Origin of the sequence: Rhodanobacter sp. MP1X3, assembly GCF_014207165.1 — a bacterium.
Taxonomy (GTDB): domain Bacteria; phylum Pseudomonadota; class Gammaproteobacteria; order Xanthomonadales; family Rhodanobacteraceae; genus Rhodanobacter.
Window position 1 is genome coordinate 59,415 of record NZ_JACHCO010000005.1, and the last position, 15,547, is coordinate 74,961.

18 protein-coding genes are annotated in these 15,547 nt (G+C 62.4%); 12 read left to right on the top strand and 6 right to left on the bottom strand.

Annotated features, from left to right (window positions below; translation table 11 throughout):
• Positions 1-414 precede the first annotated feature (414 nt).
• Entirely contained in the window at positions 415-627 is a 213-nt protein-coding gene (locus tag HDE79_RS14030) for a hypothetical protein (RefSeq protein WP_184602610.1), read from the top strand.
• 98 nt (positions 628-725) lie between these two features.
• On the opposite strand, the gene HDE79_RS14035 is transcribed toward HDE79_RS14030, so the two are convergent.
• The 4 genes from HDE79_RS14035 to HDE79_RS14050 all read right to left on the bottom strand — a co-directional run bounded on the left by HDE79_RS14035 (position 726) and on the right by HDE79_RS14050 (position 4,570).
• The gene (locus tag HDE79_RS14035; protein ID WP_184602611.1) at positions 726-1,178 is read right to left on the bottom strand and encodes a VOC family protein; all 453 of its coding nucleotides are present in this window, start codon (positions 1,176-1,178) and stop codon (positions 726-728) included.
• A gap of 104 nt (positions 1,179-1,282) precedes the next feature.
• Positions 1,283-2,539 carry a heme biosynthesis HemY N-terminal domain-containing protein gene (locus HDE79_RS14040; RefSeq protein WP_184602612.1) on the bottom strand — a complete coding sequence of 419 codons (1,257 nt, stop codon included), beginning with the start codon at positions 2,537-2,539 and terminating at the stop codon, positions 1,283-1,285.
• Entirely contained in the window at positions 2,536-3,687 is a 1,152-nt protein-coding gene (locus tag HDE79_RS14045; RefSeq protein WP_343205969.1) for a uroporphyrinogen-III C-methyltransferase, read from the bottom strand. Before HDE79_RS14045 ends, HDE79_RS14040 begins: the two co-directional genes overlap by 4 nt.
• Before the next feature lie 112 nt (positions 3,688-3,799).
• Positions 3,800-4,570, bottom strand: a complete 771-nt coding sequence (locus HDE79_RS14050; RefSeq protein ID WP_184602613.1) for a uroporphyrinogen-III synthase — start codon at positions 4,568-4,570, stop codon at positions 3,800-3,802.
• Between the two features lie 101 nt (positions 4,571-4,671).
• Here HDE79_RS14050 and HDE79_RS14055 point away from each other — a divergent pair, with 101 nt between their 5' ends.
• The 3 genes from HDE79_RS14055 to HDE79_RS14065 all read left to right on the top strand — a co-directional run bounded on the left by HDE79_RS14055 (position 4,672) and on the right by HDE79_RS14065 (position 6,202).
• Positions 4,672-5,151 carry a YiiD C-terminal domain-containing protein gene (locus HDE79_RS14055; protein ID WP_184603030.1) on the top strand — a complete coding sequence of 160 codons (480 nt, stop codon included), beginning with the start codon at positions 4,672-4,674 and terminating at the stop codon, positions 5,149-5,151.
• Positions 5,152-5,239: 88 nt separating this feature from the next.
• On the top strand, positions 5,240-5,656 hold the full coding sequence (locus HDE79_RS14060; protein ID WP_184602614.1) for a hypothetical protein: 417 nt from the start codon (positions 5,240-5,242) through the stop codon (positions 5,654-5,656).
• 99 nt (positions 5,657-5,755) lie between these two features.
• On the top strand, positions 5,756-6,202 hold the full coding sequence (locus tag HDE79_RS14065; protein WP_184602615.1) for a rhodanese-like domain-containing protein: 447 nt from the start codon (positions 5,756-5,758) through the stop codon (positions 6,200-6,202).
• 120 nt (positions 6,203-6,322) lie between these two features.
• On the opposite strand, the gene HDE79_RS14070 is transcribed toward HDE79_RS14065, so the two are convergent.
• A complete protein-coding gene (locus HDE79_RS14070) occupies positions 6,323-7,375 on the bottom strand; it encodes a 2Fe-2S iron-sulfur cluster-binding protein (RefSeq protein ID WP_184602616.1) in 1,053 nt (350 codons plus the stop codon).
• Positions 7,376-7,449: 74 nt separating this feature from the next.
• Here HDE79_RS14070 and HDE79_RS14075 point away from each other — a divergent pair, with 74 nt between their 5' ends.
• From HDE79_RS14075 to HDE79_RS14105, 7 genes are all read left to right on the top strand, one after another.
• Entirely contained in the window at positions 7,450-7,911 is a 462-nt protein-coding gene (locus HDE79_RS14075) for a hotdog fold thioesterase (protein WP_184602617.1), read from the top strand.
• Positions 7,912-7,933: 22 nt separating this feature from the next.
• Entirely contained in the window at positions 7,934-8,881 is a 948-nt protein-coding gene (locus HDE79_RS14080) for a serine/threonine protein kinase (RefSeq protein ID WP_184602618.1), read from the top strand.
• Between the two features lie 81 nt (positions 8,882-8,962).
• Positions 8,963-9,400, top strand: a complete 438-nt coding sequence (locus HDE79_RS14085; RefSeq protein ID WP_184602619.1) for a hypothetical protein — start codon at positions 8,963-8,965, stop codon at positions 9,398-9,400.
• Between the two features lie 81 nt (positions 9,401-9,481).
• Positions 9,482-9,817 (top strand): VOC family protein, encoded by a 336-nt coding sequence (locus tag HDE79_RS14090; RefSeq protein WP_184602620.1) that lies wholly within the window; start codon positions 9,482-9,484, stop codon positions 9,815-9,817.
• Between the two features lie 80 nt (positions 9,818-9,897).
• Positions 9,898-10,281: a hotdog domain-containing protein gene (locus HDE79_RS14095; RefSeq protein ID WP_184602621.1), complete on the top strand. Its 384-nt coding sequence runs from the start codon at positions 9,898-9,900 to the stop codon at positions 10,279-10,281.
• A 43-nt stretch (positions 10,282-10,324) separates the two neighbouring features.
• Positions 10,325-11,518: a class I SAM-dependent rRNA methyltransferase gene (locus HDE79_RS14100; RefSeq protein ID WP_184602622.1), complete on the top strand. Its 1,194-nt coding sequence runs from the start codon at positions 10,325-10,327 to the stop codon at positions 11,516-11,518.
• A 71-nt stretch (positions 11,519-11,589) separates the two neighbouring features.
• Positions 11,590-12,999 (top strand): MFS transporter, encoded by a 1,410-nt coding sequence (locus tag HDE79_RS14105; RefSeq protein WP_221440174.1) that lies wholly within the window; start codon positions 11,590-11,592, stop codon positions 12,997-12,999.
• Between the two features lie 31 nt (positions 13,000-13,030).
• Here the strand turns inward: HDE79_RS14105 and alaC are convergent, their stop codons facing one another.
• Entirely contained in the window at positions 13,031-14,272 is a 1,242-nt protein-coding gene (gene alaC / locus HDE79_RS14110; protein WP_184602623.1) for an alanine transaminase, read from the bottom strand.
• 128 nt (positions 14,273-14,400) lie between these two features.
• On the opposite strand from alaC, the gene HDE79_RS14115 reads away from it, so the two are divergent.
• Positions 14,401-15,519 (top strand): DNA topoisomerase IB, encoded by a 1,119-nt coding sequence (locus HDE79_RS14115; RefSeq protein ID WP_343205972.1) that lies wholly within the window; start codon positions 14,401-14,403, stop codon positions 15,517-15,519.
• Positions 15,520-15,547 lie beyond the last annotated feature (28 nt).

Consider the following 15,547-nt stretch of genomic DNA (forward strand, 5'->3'; position numbering starts at 1 on the left):
ACCGACGTCTGCTTTGGGTAAGCGGACACCGAAGCACTGTAACTTCACGGGCCGAAGCTGGCAGCTGGTTACGGAACGTGAGTAACCCATCCGCCTGGCTGACGATAACTCACAGAGCACCCTGAGCGTCGCTGCAACTCTTCAATAAAAACCTTCTCGCACGGAAGATCACTACCAATCCGAAGCCTGTTCCCTGAGCGAAGCACGAGAATAAAAGAGGAGTTGCGCCCATCTGACTTTCTCTCAAGCTCAACTACATCCGCATATGCTGTGTAGCGACCGCACTGCCAACCGAAATGAATTCCCGATTGGTCCAAGTGCAGACCAAAGAAGGAGCGAACACACACAAACACAGGACCAAACAATCCGATCAGAGCCATCGGCCAAGTTTGGTCTCTAGGCCCATGACTGACCATGACGGACATGAGGGTAGCGAACGATGCCATCGCGAATAGCAAGACGACCAGCCATCGCGGCGATTTAAGTTCGCCGGTGGCTTTGAACAATTCTTCGTTCTGGCTCTCTGTTCGCGAATTCCTCAGCGAAAAGAACGTGACCGCAAGCGTACAAAAAAATAGCGAAGCAATAGCTTGTCCGTTTGACATCGCACTCCCCTTGCGCACGTGAAATTAGCTTCCAGCGTAGTTCGCATGGAGCCGAATCGGTTAGTGACTCCTAAAGAAACATCATGGTCTGCATTGGGTCGAAATCAGACCTGAGAAAAACTAGCGCTTGGGCTCCCAGAGCTCAACCTTGTTTCCTTCGGGATCCAAAATCCAGGCAAAGCGGCCAATTGCGTCGCTGTCGTCACGCTTAAGAACCTTGACACCATTGGATCGCAACCGCGCGAGCAACGCATCCATATCATCTACAGCGTAGTCGACCATCAATCCACTCGTCGATGGCGCGAAGTATTTCGTAGCCGCAGGAAACGCATTCCATGCCAGCGCGGGAGGGTGCTTTGGCGCGTCGTAGCGAAGTGCCGCACCTCCCCAGACTTCCACGGGCATGCCAAGGACATCGCGATACCACGCCGCGAGAGCCTTGGGATCCTTCGCCTTGAAAAAGATTCCGCCGACACCGGTGATGTGTCCGGCTGGAGGTATGGACGCGGCCGTCGCCAAGCCGGTTATTGAAAGCACAGTTAGACATAGCAGAAAAATCAATCGCCGCTTCATTCAATCCTCCCAGTTTGTGTGGCTTGCCCCATTCTGACTGCCGATATGTCACTCTAGGTCAATAGTGGACGCTCTACGATTCGGGCCATTGCGCCTATTTGCACTCACTCCCTCAGCCGCGGCACTCCAAGCTCACTGCGCTCTTCAATCGTGATCGGACGCGTATCCACACTGCCGGTCTGTGGATTCAGCGGCAGTGGTTCGATCGCCTCGCCGCGTGCGAACGCTAGCGCGTTTCGGTAGCAGCGGCTGGCGAGTGCATCGTTGCCCTGACCGGCGTGCAGATCACCGAGCGCCTCCCACACCGATGCGCTGGGCGCTAGCGCGAGCACGCGCTGCAGATAGGTTTGTGCCTTGCTCCACAGCTTGAGGCGCAGGCACATGCGGCCCAGGGTGAGCAGCAGGCTGGCGTCGTTGGGGTGGGCGTCGAGCCAGCCTTCGGCGCGGCGCAGGCGTGCGTCGATATCGTTGTTGCCGAGCGTGCCGTAGGTTTCGATCAGGAGCGGCGACCATTCGCGGCGCAGCGCCGATTCGACTTCGTCCATCGCCGGCAGGATCAATCCAAAACCCGCGGCGCGCCGCGCGTAGGCGTCGATGATGACAGGCACGCGGCGCTGTGCCTTGGGCAACTGCGACCACAGCGTGTTGAGTACGGCGCCATCGGGCGATGCGTTGAGCGTGGCAACCAGCACTTTCGATTCCAACGCGTTGTAGGCGCGGGTGCCGAACGCGGCGCTTTTCTGCAACGGCTCCAGCGCCTGGCGCGCACGGCGCAGATCACCGCTGGCCAGCGCCGACAGCGCGAGTTCGCGCCAGCCGCCGGGGCTGAGACTGCCGCTGTCCGACTCGGGCGCAAGTAACGCTACCGCCTCGCCAGGCTTGCCTTCGCGCCGCAACACACGAGCACGCAACACGCGAGCTGCCTGCGGCGCAGACTGCGATGCATGATCCAGTGCTTCGAGTGCACGAGCGTGTTCGCCGCGACGCGACGCGGCTTCGGCGGAAGCCAGCAAGGCAGCGCCACGAAAACTGTCCAGCCGCGATGCACGGTTGAGATCGCGCTCGGCATCGCCATGACGACCTTCGGCCAGCGCGATCAGACCATCGCTCATGCGCTGGCGGCTCACGCGCCGATGGCGCCGCGAAAACGCGCCGAACGGCCAGCGAATCAACCACCACAACCCGCTGAGCACGGCCCAGAACAGCAGCAGCGTAAGTACAGCGGTAACGACGGTTCGCTCGGCATACCAGCCGTGTATCTGCACGTAGACATAGCCGGGATCGTTGGCGGCCCAGTGCCAGCCAAAAGCCACCAACGCGGCGATTACCAGCAATAGCAGAATCCAGCGCCACAGCTTCATGGCTTGGCTCCGTTGGCCGGTGCTGCACTGCTGCTCGACGGGGTTGGGGCAGCGCCGGTGGACTCTGGCTTCAATGCATGCACGGTGCGCAGATTACGCAATTCGCTCAGCGCAGCGCCCAGATGCACCGGGGGGCTCGGCGGCAGTGCCGCACCAAGCTGCTTCAGCGTGACGCGCGCCTGCTGCACGTCGGGGTTATTGCTATCGAACTGAGTCGACAACGCCACATCGACGCGTTGCAATGCGGCCGCGTAGGCGTTGGCGTCATAGGCCAGCAGCGCGCTCTGCGCCTGCGCCAGATCGAGCGATGCCAGCTCGCGTGCGAAGCGCGCATCGGCCACCGCCAGCGGCGCACCGTTGGAGCGCTGCACGCTGACCACGCTGGCCAGCGCCTGTTTGATACGTTCCCAGACCGTTTGCGTTTGCGCCGTCGTGGATGGGCTGTCCAATGCCTTCAGTGGCAGCGTGGCGAGATCGGAGCGCAGCTCGGTCAGCTCCTGCAGCGAACTGGCCTGACTCGCGGGCTGGCTCTTGGCCAGGGCGTCACGCTCGGCGGCAATGCTTTGGCGCAGGCTGGAGAACGTGCCGTCATTGACCCCAGCCAGCGTCTGATCAGCCAGCGTATAGGCCGCCGCCGCACCCTGCGCGTCGTGGAACAGCGTGTAGCGCTCGCTGGCCATACGCAGCAGCGATTCGGTTTCGTCGAGCAGCATGCCGTCCTGACCGGACAAACTCTTCTCGGCCAGTTTCGCCACCGCATCTTCGAGATTACGCGTACGGTCAGCCTGACCCAACAGCTCCTCGCGCAGCGAACGGTTGACTTGGTCGGCATCGCTGAGGCGCTGGTTGAGGCTGGTGCGCTCACCGCTGACGCCTGAGAGCGTGGTTTCCAGCGCGCCCACCCGCTGCTGCAGCGAGGCGAGGTTGCTGCTATCGACCGTGCTGACCTGCGCCTGCTCCCACTGGCGCCAACCGACGTAACCTGAAGCACCCAGTGCGATCAGCGCCAGCAGCAAGGCCAAGGCGAGCGTGCCGCCGCGCGGACTCGGCTCGTGTTTCACCGGTGCGGGACGTACCGGCCTTGTCGGGCTCTGATCGTCTGGCTTCGGACCGGCTGGCGTTGAATCGGGGTTAATGCTCTCGGGCACGGCGTTCTCACTCGGTTTGTCTGCATTGATCTCTGAACCATGCTACCAGCCCCGGTGTTCAGGGTCGTAGCAAGTCCTTGTGAAGGACGCCGATGCAATCAGGCGGACAAAATCAGCCCGCGCGCGAAGCTGCACCAAGCAGATCGGCCGAGAGTGCCGACGCGGCTTGCGCGATGCAGCCAAAACCCGCCGCGCGCGCTGCCACAGCCAACCGCTCGCTGCTGACCACAGCCGTTGCCGCAAACAACCTGGCAAGCGCCGGCGGCGGCAATCGATGGCAAAGATGATTCAAGGCTTCGGCACTGGATAGAAGCACCAGCGCCGAAACGGGCAACTGCAGCAGCGCATCGACGTGGCGACGATCGAGCCGTGGTGCCGCACGTTGGTAAACGTGCACTTCACGCAACTGCGCACCGCGTGCCCTCAGTTGTTCACCCAACAGGCCGCGACCGCCGGGCGCGCCGATCAAGACAACGCGGCGATCCCGCAAATCGCGCAACGCGGGATGATCGAGCAGGCCCTCGCTATCCTGACGCGACGGCACCAGCGCTGCGCTGATACCGTGCCTTTGAAGCGCACGCGCTGTACTTTGTCCAACGGTCAGCACGATCGCTGATGTTTTCAGCGTTGACAGCGCCGCCGCGAAACGCACCGCGGCTGGGCTGGTGAAAATCAGCACGTCATCCGTCAACGCTTTCTCTAGACCGAGGCGGGCGCTGGCTTCATCGGCGACCTTGCGTAATGACAACCCCGGTAACAGCATCGGCATGCCACCATGGGCGCGTATTTTTCGCGCCAGTGCGGCGGCGGTGCCGGCGGGGCGGGTGATCACCACGGTACGGCCGCCCAGATTCTTGCCGCCTGCGGGAATTTGCCGCTGCATCTACGCATCGCATCCGGTCGTTGCCATTAGCCGTAAGTGTAGCTACCTACCTACAATTGGGTATTCACCCATTCCACGGACTGTTGATCAACGTGAGCACCATCGAACTCCCAACGCAGAACCTGGCCAGGCAAGCAAAGAAGCTGGTGCAGTTCATGCGCGATGAAATTCCCATGGCGCTGGCGATGGACATCCGGCTGGGCGACTGCGATGAAGGCCATCTCACCCTGCTGGCACCACTCGCGCCGAACGTGAACGACAAGGGCAGCGCGTTTGGCGGCAGCCTGGTCAGCGTGATGACACTGAACGGCTGGGCGCTGGTGGAACTGGCGCTGCGCCAGCGTGGCGAGGACTGCGATCTGTTCGTTGGCGAGTCCAGCGTGCATTATCTGGCGCCGGTGGTGCGGGATTTCCGCAGCGAGGCAAAGCTGTCCACGCACGCCGACTGGGCCACTTTCTTTCGCACATTGGATGCCCGCGGCAAGGCGCGTATCGAAGTGGTCTGCATGGTGCCCGGCGAACATGGCAAGCCAGCGGCCACGCTGTGCGCACGCTTTGTCGCCAAGCGCCGGGTGGCATAACTGACGGCGGCCGCAGCTTGGGGCAGAATACGCTGATAGTCGATCAGGCTGAGTCGGATCGAACCATCATCCAACGAGGCCATCCACCATGCGCCGTGTACTGAGCCTTTTCGCCATTGCTACCATGCTTGTGCTCGCCGGCTGCGCCACGCAAAAACGCGCCGACACACTCGACACCACGCTGAGGGCCTATGCCAGCGCGGTGCGTTGGGGTGATTTCCAGAGCGCTGCAATATTTCTTGACCCAAAGACGCGCGCCGAACATATGCCGAGCGCGCTCGATCTGGCGCGCTACAAGCTGGTACAGGTCAGCGGATACGACGCTGGCAACGGCCCCGTACCCGATGGCGAAAATCAGGTACGGCAGATCGTCCATATCAACCTAGTCATCGTCAGTTCCCAGTCCGAGCGCAGCATCGTCGACCGCCAGACTTGGCATTACGACGAAGCCAGCAAGCACTGGTGGCTGACCAGCGGGCTGCCCGACATCACGCAGCAGCAGTAACTGCCGCTGTCGACAGGCTGACCGCCTGCCAGCCCCGCACTGCCCGTATAATCGCGGGTTTACCCGGATAGGCGCGCTCCGCGCGGCTGTGGAACCACGATGAACGATTTTCTGCACAAGCTGCCCGAATTTATCGGCAACCACGCGGCGCTGTCAGCGCTGTTCGCGATCCTGCTGCTGGCGTTGATCGTCATGCAGATCGCCGAACTCTTCAGCAAGACCCAGGTGCTGACACCTGCCGGCCTGACCTTGCTGATCAACCGCGAGAGTCCGCTACTGGTCGATCTGTCGGCCCTGCTCGACTTCGAGAAAATGCATGTCCCCGGCGCGAAGCACGTGCTGATGAGCCAGTTCGATCCCGAAAACAAGGATCTGGCCAAGGCGCGCGAACTACCGGTGGTGGTGATGGACAAGGATGGGCGTGGCAACTCGATCAAGGCCTCGCAGCAGTTGGTCAAGGCCGGCTTTGCCAAGGTCTATACCCTGGGCGGGGGTGTGCTGGCATGGCAGCAAGCGCAGTTGCCTCTTGCCAAAGGCAAGAAATAGACAACGCTCTCTTGATTGTCTTTGGTCAAACTTGTCACAAGAGCGTTGCCGGCAAGCCCTCGTGGATCAGCGAACCTAAACATCCACAAGCTGAACCCGCCCCCGCACTGCGCTGGCACGCTACAGGTGATGAATCCCCGCCCGACCGTTGAGAATCTGCGCCAGCACATCCGGCGCGTATTCGAACGAGTCGTAGTAGAGCCGATCCTCGGGTAGCCCGGCATCGAGAAACAGCTGATGACCGGCTTCGATCATCGCCGGTGGTCCGCTCATGTAGACGTCGTAGTCGGATAGATCAGGCTGATCTGCCAGCACGACCTCGTGCACCAGCCCGCTGCGCAATCCTCCGGCCTGCTCCGAATCGGACACCACGGCATGGAAGTGCAGATTCGGCGCCACTCGCATCCAGCTCTCGGCCAGCGCGGGCATGTAGATATCGGCTGCACTGCGGGCGCCCCAGTAGACGTGCATCGGCCGGCGTGTGCCCAGCGCAATGAAGTGCTCGACGATCGCTTTGATCGGCGCAAAACCGGTACCACCGGCCATGAAGATCATCGGCCGTTCGGAATCCTCGCGCGGCACGAAGGTACCCAGCGGTCCCTCGATGCGCAGCCGATCGCCGACCTTCAAGCTTTCGTAAACCCACGAGGTAAAGCCGCCGCCGACCGCCTGGCGTACGTGCAGTTCGATCATGCCGTCCGCCTGCGGGCCGTTGGCGATGGAAAACGGCCGGTGTTTGCCGTTGTCCAAAACCACATCCAGGTATTGACCTGGCACCCAGTTGAGTGCGGTTTCGCCCGCTGCCGGCATCAGATGCAGCCCGACCGCATCACTGGCCAGCTGCCATTTCGCGGCCACGATGACATCGAGCTGACGTTTTGCGATGGCTTCCACCGAGGTGACTTCACGCACGTCCAGCAGCAGATCGCTGGTTGCCGTGGCCTGACACAGCAGCACCGCGTGATGGGCCTTGTCATTCGCAGTCAATGCTACCGGCGGATTGTGCGTGTAGGCACATTCACCAGACAGCAAGGTAGCCTTGCAGCTACCGCAGACACCAGAACGACAGGAGTACGGCAGCGCGATGCCGGCGCGTTGCGCCGCTTCCAGTACGGGCTCGTCGGTCGCCACGGAAAACTGGCGGCCGGAGGATTTGATCGTGGCAGTAAACACCCGGGATTTTCCTGATGCATTGTCGCGGCGGTGACAGCGGACAACAATGGCGGTTCGACTCGCAGGAATCAACGATGACCACACCCATCACGCCTATCTGGAAGCAGGACACCGACCTCGATCGCATCAACGGCTGGAACACCAACACTGCCATGGAAGTGCTGGGCATCCGCTTTACCGCGGTCGGCGACGACTGGCTGCAGGGCACGATGCCGGTAGACCATCGCACGCACCAGCCGTTCGGCCTGCTGCACGGCGGCGCCTCGGTGCTGCTGGCCGAAACGCTGGGCAGCAGCGCGGCGATGCTCACGCTGGACCCGGAAAAAGAACTTACGGTCGGCCTCGACATCAACGCCAACCACATCCGCGGCGTACGCAGCGGCATCGTCACCGGCACGGCCCGGCCGTTGCACCTGGGGCGCACCACCCAGGTGTGGGAAATCCGCATCGAGAACGAAGACGGCGCGCTGGTATGCGTATCGCGGCTAACCATGGCAGTAGTGCCCGCGCGCGTCATCGGGACGAATGTGAAATGAGCACATCTACTGTGAGCCGACTTTGAACCAGGAAGCGCCCTACGCCACGCTCAGCCCCGACTGCATACTCGATGCCGTTGGTGCCTGCGGGCTGTGGACCGACGGCCGTCTGCTGGCGCTCAACAGCTACGAAAACCGCGTGTGGCAGGTCGGGCTAGAAGATTCACAACCGGTGATCGCCAAGTTTTACCGACCCAACCGCTGGAACAATGCGGCGATTGTCGAGGAACACGCATTCACCCTCGAACTGGCCGCGGCGGAGCTGCCAGTGGTTGCGCCGCTTGTTTTCGCCGATCGCACCCTGCTGCTGCACGATGGCTTTCGTTACGCACTCACACCCCGCCGTGGCGGTCGTGCGCCGACGCTCGACTCGCCCGATCAGCTGCAATGGCTGGGCCGGCTGATCGCGCGCATGCATGCCGTCGGTGCGCGCCAGCCGTTCGACCATCGCGGCACGCTTGATCGCGACACGATGGTGCGGCAGTCAATGCAGGCCGTGCTCGGTTCATCGCTACTGCCGACATCACTACAAAGCCACTACCGCGCCGCCGCCGATCGGCTCGATGCCGCGATCGCGCAGCGGCAGTCGGCGATCGGCCCACTGCGCCAGCTGCGCCTGCACGGCGACTGCCACCCCGGCAACGTGCTTTGGACCGACGACGGTCCGCATTTCGTCGATCTGGACGACGCCCGTATGGGACCGGCGGTGCAGGATCTGTGGATGCTCGCCGGCGATGCGCGCACGATGGACGCGATGCTTGAAGGCTATCGACAGTTTCGGGATTTCAACGACGACGAACTGATCCTGATTCCCGTGCTGCGTGCCATGCGACAGATGCACTATGCCGGCTGGATCGCCGCGCGCTGGCACGATCCCGCGTTTCCCACGGCGTTTCCCTTCGCCGCCGAATCGCGCTGGTGGGAGCAGCACATCGCCGATCTGCACGAACTGGCTGATGAGTTGGCATGACCGTCGGCAAACCAGCCTGCGCCGACGCTTCCGCAACATCGGCTTTTTCTGCCACTCTTCGCACCCCTTTCGGAGTTCCGCATGCGCCTTGTTCTTTTCCGCCTGATCGGCATCCTTGAAATTGCCGGTGGCTTTTACGGCGTGGTAGCCGCGCTGCGTCGACTGCTGCCGCTGGACTCGACTCACGAAAGCATCTTTGCGCTGATCGAGCTGGCCCTGTTCGCGTTTGTACTGGTAGCCGGTGTGTTGTTGCTGGACAACAGCGAACGAGGAATCACGCTTTCGCGCTGGGCGCAGCTGCTGCAGCTGCCGCTGATCGCCACCTCGATGTTCAGTTATGCGCTGTCCTGCGGCGCCTTCGTCAACGTATTTTCCACCCTGCACATGCCGCCGCATCTGGGTCTTGACTGGCGCTTCGGCATCCAGGGGTTTCAGCTGGCGCTGGCCGGTCCAGGCACTTCGCGTATCGGCCTCAACCTGCTGGCGCTGCTGTCATGGCTGGCGCTGCGGTTGCGCTGATCGGCATCTCGCTTCGCCACCAGACATTTTTTGTCCGACCTGATCCGCACCAGGCTCATCCACTCCAACCGAGGCATGCCAATGGCTCGCATCAGTTTCATTGAACTCCCTGCCGCCGACCTGCACGCCGCCAAGCAGTTCTATACGAAAGTCTTCGCCTGGAAGCTGACCGACTTTGGCCCGAATTACGCGTGCACAATGACAGGCGATGTCGATACCGGCCTGCAGGGCGATATGGCTGAAGCGCCGCGCGCGCCGCTGCCGGTGATCGCGGTGGATGATCTGGAGGCGGCACTGGCCGCCGTGACATCGGCAGGCGGAGTCATCGTGAAGCCGATTTTCGGTTTTCCCGGTGGCCGCCGTTTTCATTTCACTGATCCCAACGGCAATGAACTGGCCGTGCTCAAAGCAGATTGAGCTCGGCAACGAGTCCACTGCAAATAGCTAAGCTGAACTCTTCTGACTAGCCCAGTGGATGTGCGATAAACATGCTGCCGATGAATTTTCGCACCCGCAAATGGGTGAAGCCTGAAGACCTCAATCCCAACGGCACGCTTTTTGGTGGCAGCCTGCTGCGTTGGATCGACGAAGAGGCGGCGGTGTACGTGATCGCCCAGCTGGGCAACAGCCGCGTGGTGACCAAGTACATGTCGGAGATCAACTTCGTCAGCTCGGCGCGTCAGGGTGACGTGATCGAGATGGGCATCAACGCCACCCGCTTCGGCCGCACCTCGATCACCTTGCGTTGCGAGGTGCGCAATATGGTGACCCACAAGAGCATTCTCACCATCGACAAGATCGTCTTCGTCAACATGGGCCTGGACGATCAGCCATCGCCGCACGGCCATACCGAAGCGACACTCGATAACGGCAGCCCCTGACTGCAAATGCCGGTGGTTCGCGCCCGCACGCTATCATGTAGGGATGAATACGCCCGTTGATCAAGCCGCTCCCCCCGCCACTCTTCCCGTGATCCGTCTGAAGTCCGACCGTAATCCGGGCCACCCCTGGGTATGGTCAGCGCAGATCTACAAGCCCGAGGCGCGACTGCCACCGGGCAGTGTGGTCGAAGTGCAGGACGCCAAGGGCCGCTTCGTCGGGCGTGGCTTCTGGAACGGCCATGCGCGTATTGCGCTGCGGCTGCTGAGCAACGACGAAACCGAGACGATCGATGCCGAATGGATCGCCAGGCGCATCGACAACGCGGTAACCCTGCGTCGCGAACTGCTGCAGATCGATCACGTCAGCGATGCCTGGCGCGTGGTGCACAGCGAAGGCGACGGCTTGTCCGGCCTCATCGTCGATCGCTACGCCGACATTCTGGTGATCGAATATTTCGCTGCCGGCATGTGGCGTTTTCGCGAGGCGATCCACGCTGCGCTGCTCACGCATTTTCCGGGCGCGCGGCTGTACTGGTTTGCCGAATCGCATGTGCAGAAGCAGGAGTCATTCGATTGCCGCAGCGGCGACGTACCCGAAGCCGTGGAAGTGCATGAATACAAGCTGCGCTTCCATGCCGCACCGGGTTCTGGCCACAAGACCGGTTTCTTCGCCGACCAGCGCGACAACCGCCGCCGTTTTGCCGAACTGGCGCGCGGCAAGCGCGTGCTGGATCTGTGCTGCAACGCCGGCGGTTTCGCGGTGCATGCCATGGCCGCTGGCGCACTGTCAGCCACCGGCGTGGATCTGGATGCGGGTATCCTGGAAGTCGCCCGCGCCAACGCCGCCGCCAACAACGTCACGGTGAACTTCGAGCAAGCAGATATCTTCGACTGGGTACGTGCCGCGGTGGCGCGTGGCGAGCAGTACGACGCAGTGATCCTCGACCCGGCCAAGCTCACCCGCGACCGCAGCAAGGTGTTCGATGCGCTGAAGAAATACTTCGCGATGAACCGCATGGCGATGGACGCGATCGCACCCGGCGGCATCCTGCTGACCTGCTCTTGCACCGGACTGGTCAGCGAAGCGGATTTCCTCGAAATGCTTCGCCGCGTGGCGCTGAACGCCGGGCGCGAGATCCAGGTTCTTGAGGTGCGTGGCGCCGGCGCCGACCATCCGTTCCGTACCAACGTACCGGAAGGCCGCTATCTGAAAGCGGTGATTTGCAAGGTGATGTAAGCCGCGCGACACCGGTCGACGCAAACTGGCCCGACGATGCATAGACCCGCTTCACCGTTTGGAACTGACCCGTGAACTCAATCTCCAGCAGCAGACAGACGTCCATCGCCTGGACCATTGTTGCGGCGAGCTTCGGCTTCGCCGTAGTGCAGCTGGACGTCACCATCGTCAACGTGGCGCTGCCGCGACTGAGCATTGATCTGACCGCCAGCGTGCCCGGCCTGCAATGGGTGGTGGATGCCTACAGCCTGGTGTTCGCCGTGCTGCTGCTGTCAGCCGGCGTGATGGGTGACCGACTGGGCGCCAAGCGTGCCTACCTGATCGGCCTGGCCGGTTTTGCGCTGGCGTCTGCGGCCTGCGGCGCGGCGCAGACGGCAACCCAGCTGATCGCGGCGCGCGCCGTGCAAGGCATCGGCGCAGCGTTGTTGGTGCCCCCGTCGCTGGCGCTGCTCAACCATGCTTGCGCGCACGATGCAAAATTGCGAGCAAAGGCCATCGGTCTATGGACGGCTGCCGCCGGTGTTTCCATCGCCGCCGGCCCGATTGTTGGCGGGCTGCTGTTGAGCTGGCTCGGCTGGCGCAGCATCTTTTTCGTGAATCTGCCGCTGTGCATGATCGGCATGCTGATGACCCTGCGCGTCGCCGAAACACCACGCAAACCACAGCAGCATCTGGATCTGGCTGGACAGCTTCTGGCAATCGCCGCACTGACTTGTCTCACCGCGGCGGTGATCGAGATCGGGCCGCTCGGTATCCGCCATCCGTTGGTATTGGGTGGATTCGCGCTGGCGTTGATCAGCACCGTGTGGTTCGTACGCGTCGAAGGTAGAGTGACGCAACCGATGCTGCCGCTAAGCTTTTTCCGTCTGCCGAATTTCAGCCCGGCGGTGCTGTTCGGTATCGCGGTGAACCTGACCTACTACGGCCTGATTTTCATCCTCAGCCTGTATCTGCAGCACATATGTCGCTACACCGCCACGCAGGCAGGGCTAGCCTTTCTGCCGCTGACTGCCACGTTTGTGGTGGCCAATCTGATCAGTGGCTGGATGGTCGGCCATTACGGTAGCCGCCTGCCGATGCTGCTGGGCGCGCTGATTGGTGCCTGCGGCTTTGCCCTGCTCACGCGACTGGATGCGCATAGCAGCTATCTGGCGATGCTGGCGCCGTTCGTGATGATCCCCAGTGGCATGGGCCTGGGCGTACCGGCGATGACGACGGCGATCCTGGCCAGCGTCGAAAAAGCTTGGTCGGGTACCGCCTCGGCGGTGCTCAACGCCGCCCGACAGGCGGGCGGCGCCATCGGCGTCGCCGCGTTTGGTGCGCTGGTGACCGGCGGGGATCTTCACATCGTGCCCGGCATGCATGCGGCCGCGTGGCTTTCCAGTGGACTGCTGGTCACCGCTTCGGTTGTCGTCTGGTTTGGCATTCGCCGGCAAGCTCCACCATCGATCGATTCGACCGGTGGCGAAACGCATCATTGAGATAACACGTTTCGCTCCAGGGAACCTGCCACTACACCGATGGCGATACCTTTGCTTTTGCCGAAGCCGGCGGCAGCAAACCGTCTGCCCGGAACATCCCCTTGATGCCACGCAGCGCCTGGCGAATCCGGTCCTGATTCTCGATCAGGGCGAAGCGCACGTAGTCATCGCCGTAGTCGCCGAAACCAATGCCCGGCGACACCGATACCTTGGCATCGGCCAGCAGCTTCTTGGCGAACGCCAGCGAATCGAGCTTCGCATACGGCTCGGGAATTTTTGCCCAGACGTACATCGAGGCTTTCGGCACCTCGACCATCCAGCCGATTTCATGCAGGCCCTTGACCAGTACATCGCGACGCTGCTGATAGTTCGCGGCGATATCGCGCACGCACTGCTGGTCGCCTTCCAGTGCGGCGATGGCAGCGACCTGCAGTGGCGTAAACGTGCCGTAGTCGTGATAGCTCTTGATCCGCGCCAGCGCGTTGACCAGCTCGGCGTTGCCCACCATGAAACCGATACGCCAGCCGGCCATGTTGTAGCTCTTGGACAGGGTGAAAAACTCCACCGCGATGTCCTTGGCGCCGGGCACCTGCATGATCGATGGTGCCTTCCAGCCGTCGTAGACGATATCGGCATAGGCCAGATCGTGCACCACCAGTACGTCGTACTGCTTGGCCAGGGCGACCACCCGTTCGAAGAAATCCAGCTCCACGCACTGCGCGGTCGGGTTCGATGGAAAACCGAGGATCATCATCTTCGGCTTGGGAATACTCTCGCGAATGCCGCGCTCAAGCTCCGCAAAAAAATCGATGCCCGGCGCCATCGGTATCGAGCGGATCTGTGCGCCGGCAATCACGGCGCCGTAGATGTGGATCGGGTAACTGGGGTTGGGTACCAGCACCGTATCGCCGCGATCCAGCGTGGCCAGCATCAGATGCGCCAGGCCTTCCTTCGAGCCGATGGTGACGATGGCTTCGCTTTCCGGATCGATCTCCACGCCGTAACGCTCGCCATACCAACGCGTGATGGCGCGGCGCAGGCGCGGTATGCCCTTCGATGTGGAATAGCCGTGTGTATCCGGGCGCTGCGCCACGGTGCACAGCTTCTCGACGATATGCGGCGGCGTGGGGCCATCCGGGTTGCCCATGCTGAGATCGACGATGTCCTCACCGCGGCGCCGCGCCGCCATCTTCAGCTCGGCGGTGATGTTGAAGACATAGGGGGGAAGACGTTCGATGCGCTCGAAACGGCGCGAGAAACCCTGCTCGGTCATGACAGCCTCGTTGTACGTAAGCGCCCGGAACCGTCCGAGCGACGTCGGAGTAGCGGCGGCAGAACTTCCTGCCTGCGCCACTCCTGCGCTGACGATAAACGGAGCGAAGGGCTTCTGTCGAGATCCGCGTGCACGCCAGTTTGACCGCGTATGTCCACACTGCCGGCATGAGCCAACGCCAAATCGCTCCTGAAATCGACCCCGTGCTGCGCAGCGAAGTACGCGCTGCCGGCCTACGCTATGTCAGCGATGATCAGCCAGGCATCGCGCGCCAGCGTCGCGGCAAGGGTTTCGGCTATCTCGATGCCAAAGGTTTGCGCATCACCGACGAAGAGGTGCTGACGCGCATTCGTGCGCTGGCGATTCCGCCAGCCTACGTCGATGTGTGGATCTGCACCAACCCCAACGGCCACCTCCAGGCCACCGGCCGCGACGCCCGTGCGCGCAAGCAGTACCGCTACCACGAGCGCTGGCGTGCGATGCGCGATCACGGCAAGTTCGATCGGGTGCTCGAGTTCGGCGATGTGCTGCCGAGGCTTCGACGACGCGTGCGCAGCGACCTCGCGCAACCCGGCCTGCCCGAAGAGAAAGTGCTGGCACTGATCGTGCGGTTGCTCGACGAAACGCTGATCCGCATTGGTAACGATCGCTATGCGCGCGACAACAAGAGCTTCGGACTCACCACGCTGCGCTCGCGCCATGTGCGCCTGCATCGCGGGCGGCTGCGTTTCGAATTTCGCGGCAAGAGCGGCCAGCAGCGCGAGATTGAGCTGGACGACAGGCGTTTGGCGAAAATCATCCATCGTATGCAGCAGCTGCCGGGGCAACGCCTGTTTCAGTATCTCGACGAGGGCGGCAAACGCCAGCCGGTGGATTCGGAGATGGTCAACGATTACCTGCGCAACACCAGTGGCGGCGAGTTCACGGCAAAGGATTTTCGTACCTGGGGCGGCACGGTGCAGGCCGCCGGCGTGCTTGCCCGCACGCCGCTTCCGGAAAAGGGCGGTGAGCGCGCGATACGCTCCGCCCTGGCTGCGGCCATCAAGGAAGTCGCCGCCACGCTCGGCAACACGCCGGCCGTATGCCGCGCCTCCTACATCCACCCACTGATCATCGAAGGCTGGCAGGACGGCGACCTGCAACGCGTCATCCCTGCCAGCGCGGCGCATCACGCCCGCCAGCTCGAGCAGCTCACCCTGCGCTACCTGCGTCGCCGCCTGCGGGCGGGTGGCCGTCGCAGCGCTTGAGTCGCCAGCGCGTAAACTGATGGCTAGC

What these genes read in the sequence shown, in the direction of transcription:
- HDE79_RS14100 (WP_184602622.1), top strand. Translation starts at nt 10,325, where the DNA reads ATGAATACGCCCGTTGATCAAGCCGCTCCCCCCGCCACTCTTCCCGTG.
- HDE79_RS14085 (WP_184602619.1), top strand. Translation starts at nt 8,963, where the DNA reads ATGCGCCTTGTTCTTTTCCGCCTGATCGGCATCCTTGAAATTGCCGGT.
- HDE79_RS14035 (WP_184602611.1), bottom strand. Translation starts at nt 1,178, where the DNA reads ATGAAGCGGCGATTGATTTTTCTGCTATGTCTAACTGTGCTTTCAATA.
- HDE79_RS14050 (WP_184602613.1), bottom strand. Translation starts at nt 4,570, where the DNA reads ATGCAGCGGCAAATTCCCGCAGGCGGCAAGAATCTGGGCGGCCGTACC.
- HDE79_RS14065 (WP_184602615.1), top strand. Translation starts at nt 5,756, where the DNA reads ATGAACGATTTTCTGCACAAGCTGCCCGAATTTATCGGCAACCACGCG.
- HDE79_RS14075 (WP_184602617.1), top strand. Translation starts at nt 7,450, where the DNA reads ATGACCACACCCATCACGCCTATCTGGAAGCAGGACACCGACCTCGAT.
- HDE79_RS14030 (WP_184602610.1), top strand. Translation starts at nt 415, where the DNA reads ATGACGGACATGAGGGTAGCGAACGATGCCATCGCGAATAGCAAGACG.
- alaC (WP_184602623.1), bottom strand. Translation starts at nt 14,272, where the DNA reads ATGACCGAGCAGGGTTTCTCGCGCCGTTTCGAGCGCATCGAACGTCTT.
- HDE79_RS14040 (WP_184602612.1), bottom strand. Translation starts at nt 2,539, where the DNA reads ATGAAGCTGTGGCGCTGGATTCTGCTATTGCTGGTAATCGCCGCGTTG.
- HDE79_RS14060 (WP_184602614.1), top strand. Translation starts at nt 5,240, where the DNA reads ATGCGCCGTGTACTGAGCCTTTTCGCCATTGCTACCATGCTTGTGCTC.
- HDE79_RS14095 (WP_184602621.1), top strand. Translation starts at nt 9,898, where the DNA reads ATGAATTTTCGCACCCGCAAATGGGTGAAGCCTGAAGACCTCAATCCC.
- HDE79_RS14090 (WP_184602620.1), top strand. Translation starts at nt 9,482, where the DNA reads ATGGCTCGCATCAGTTTCATTGAACTCCCTGCCGCCGACCTGCACGCC.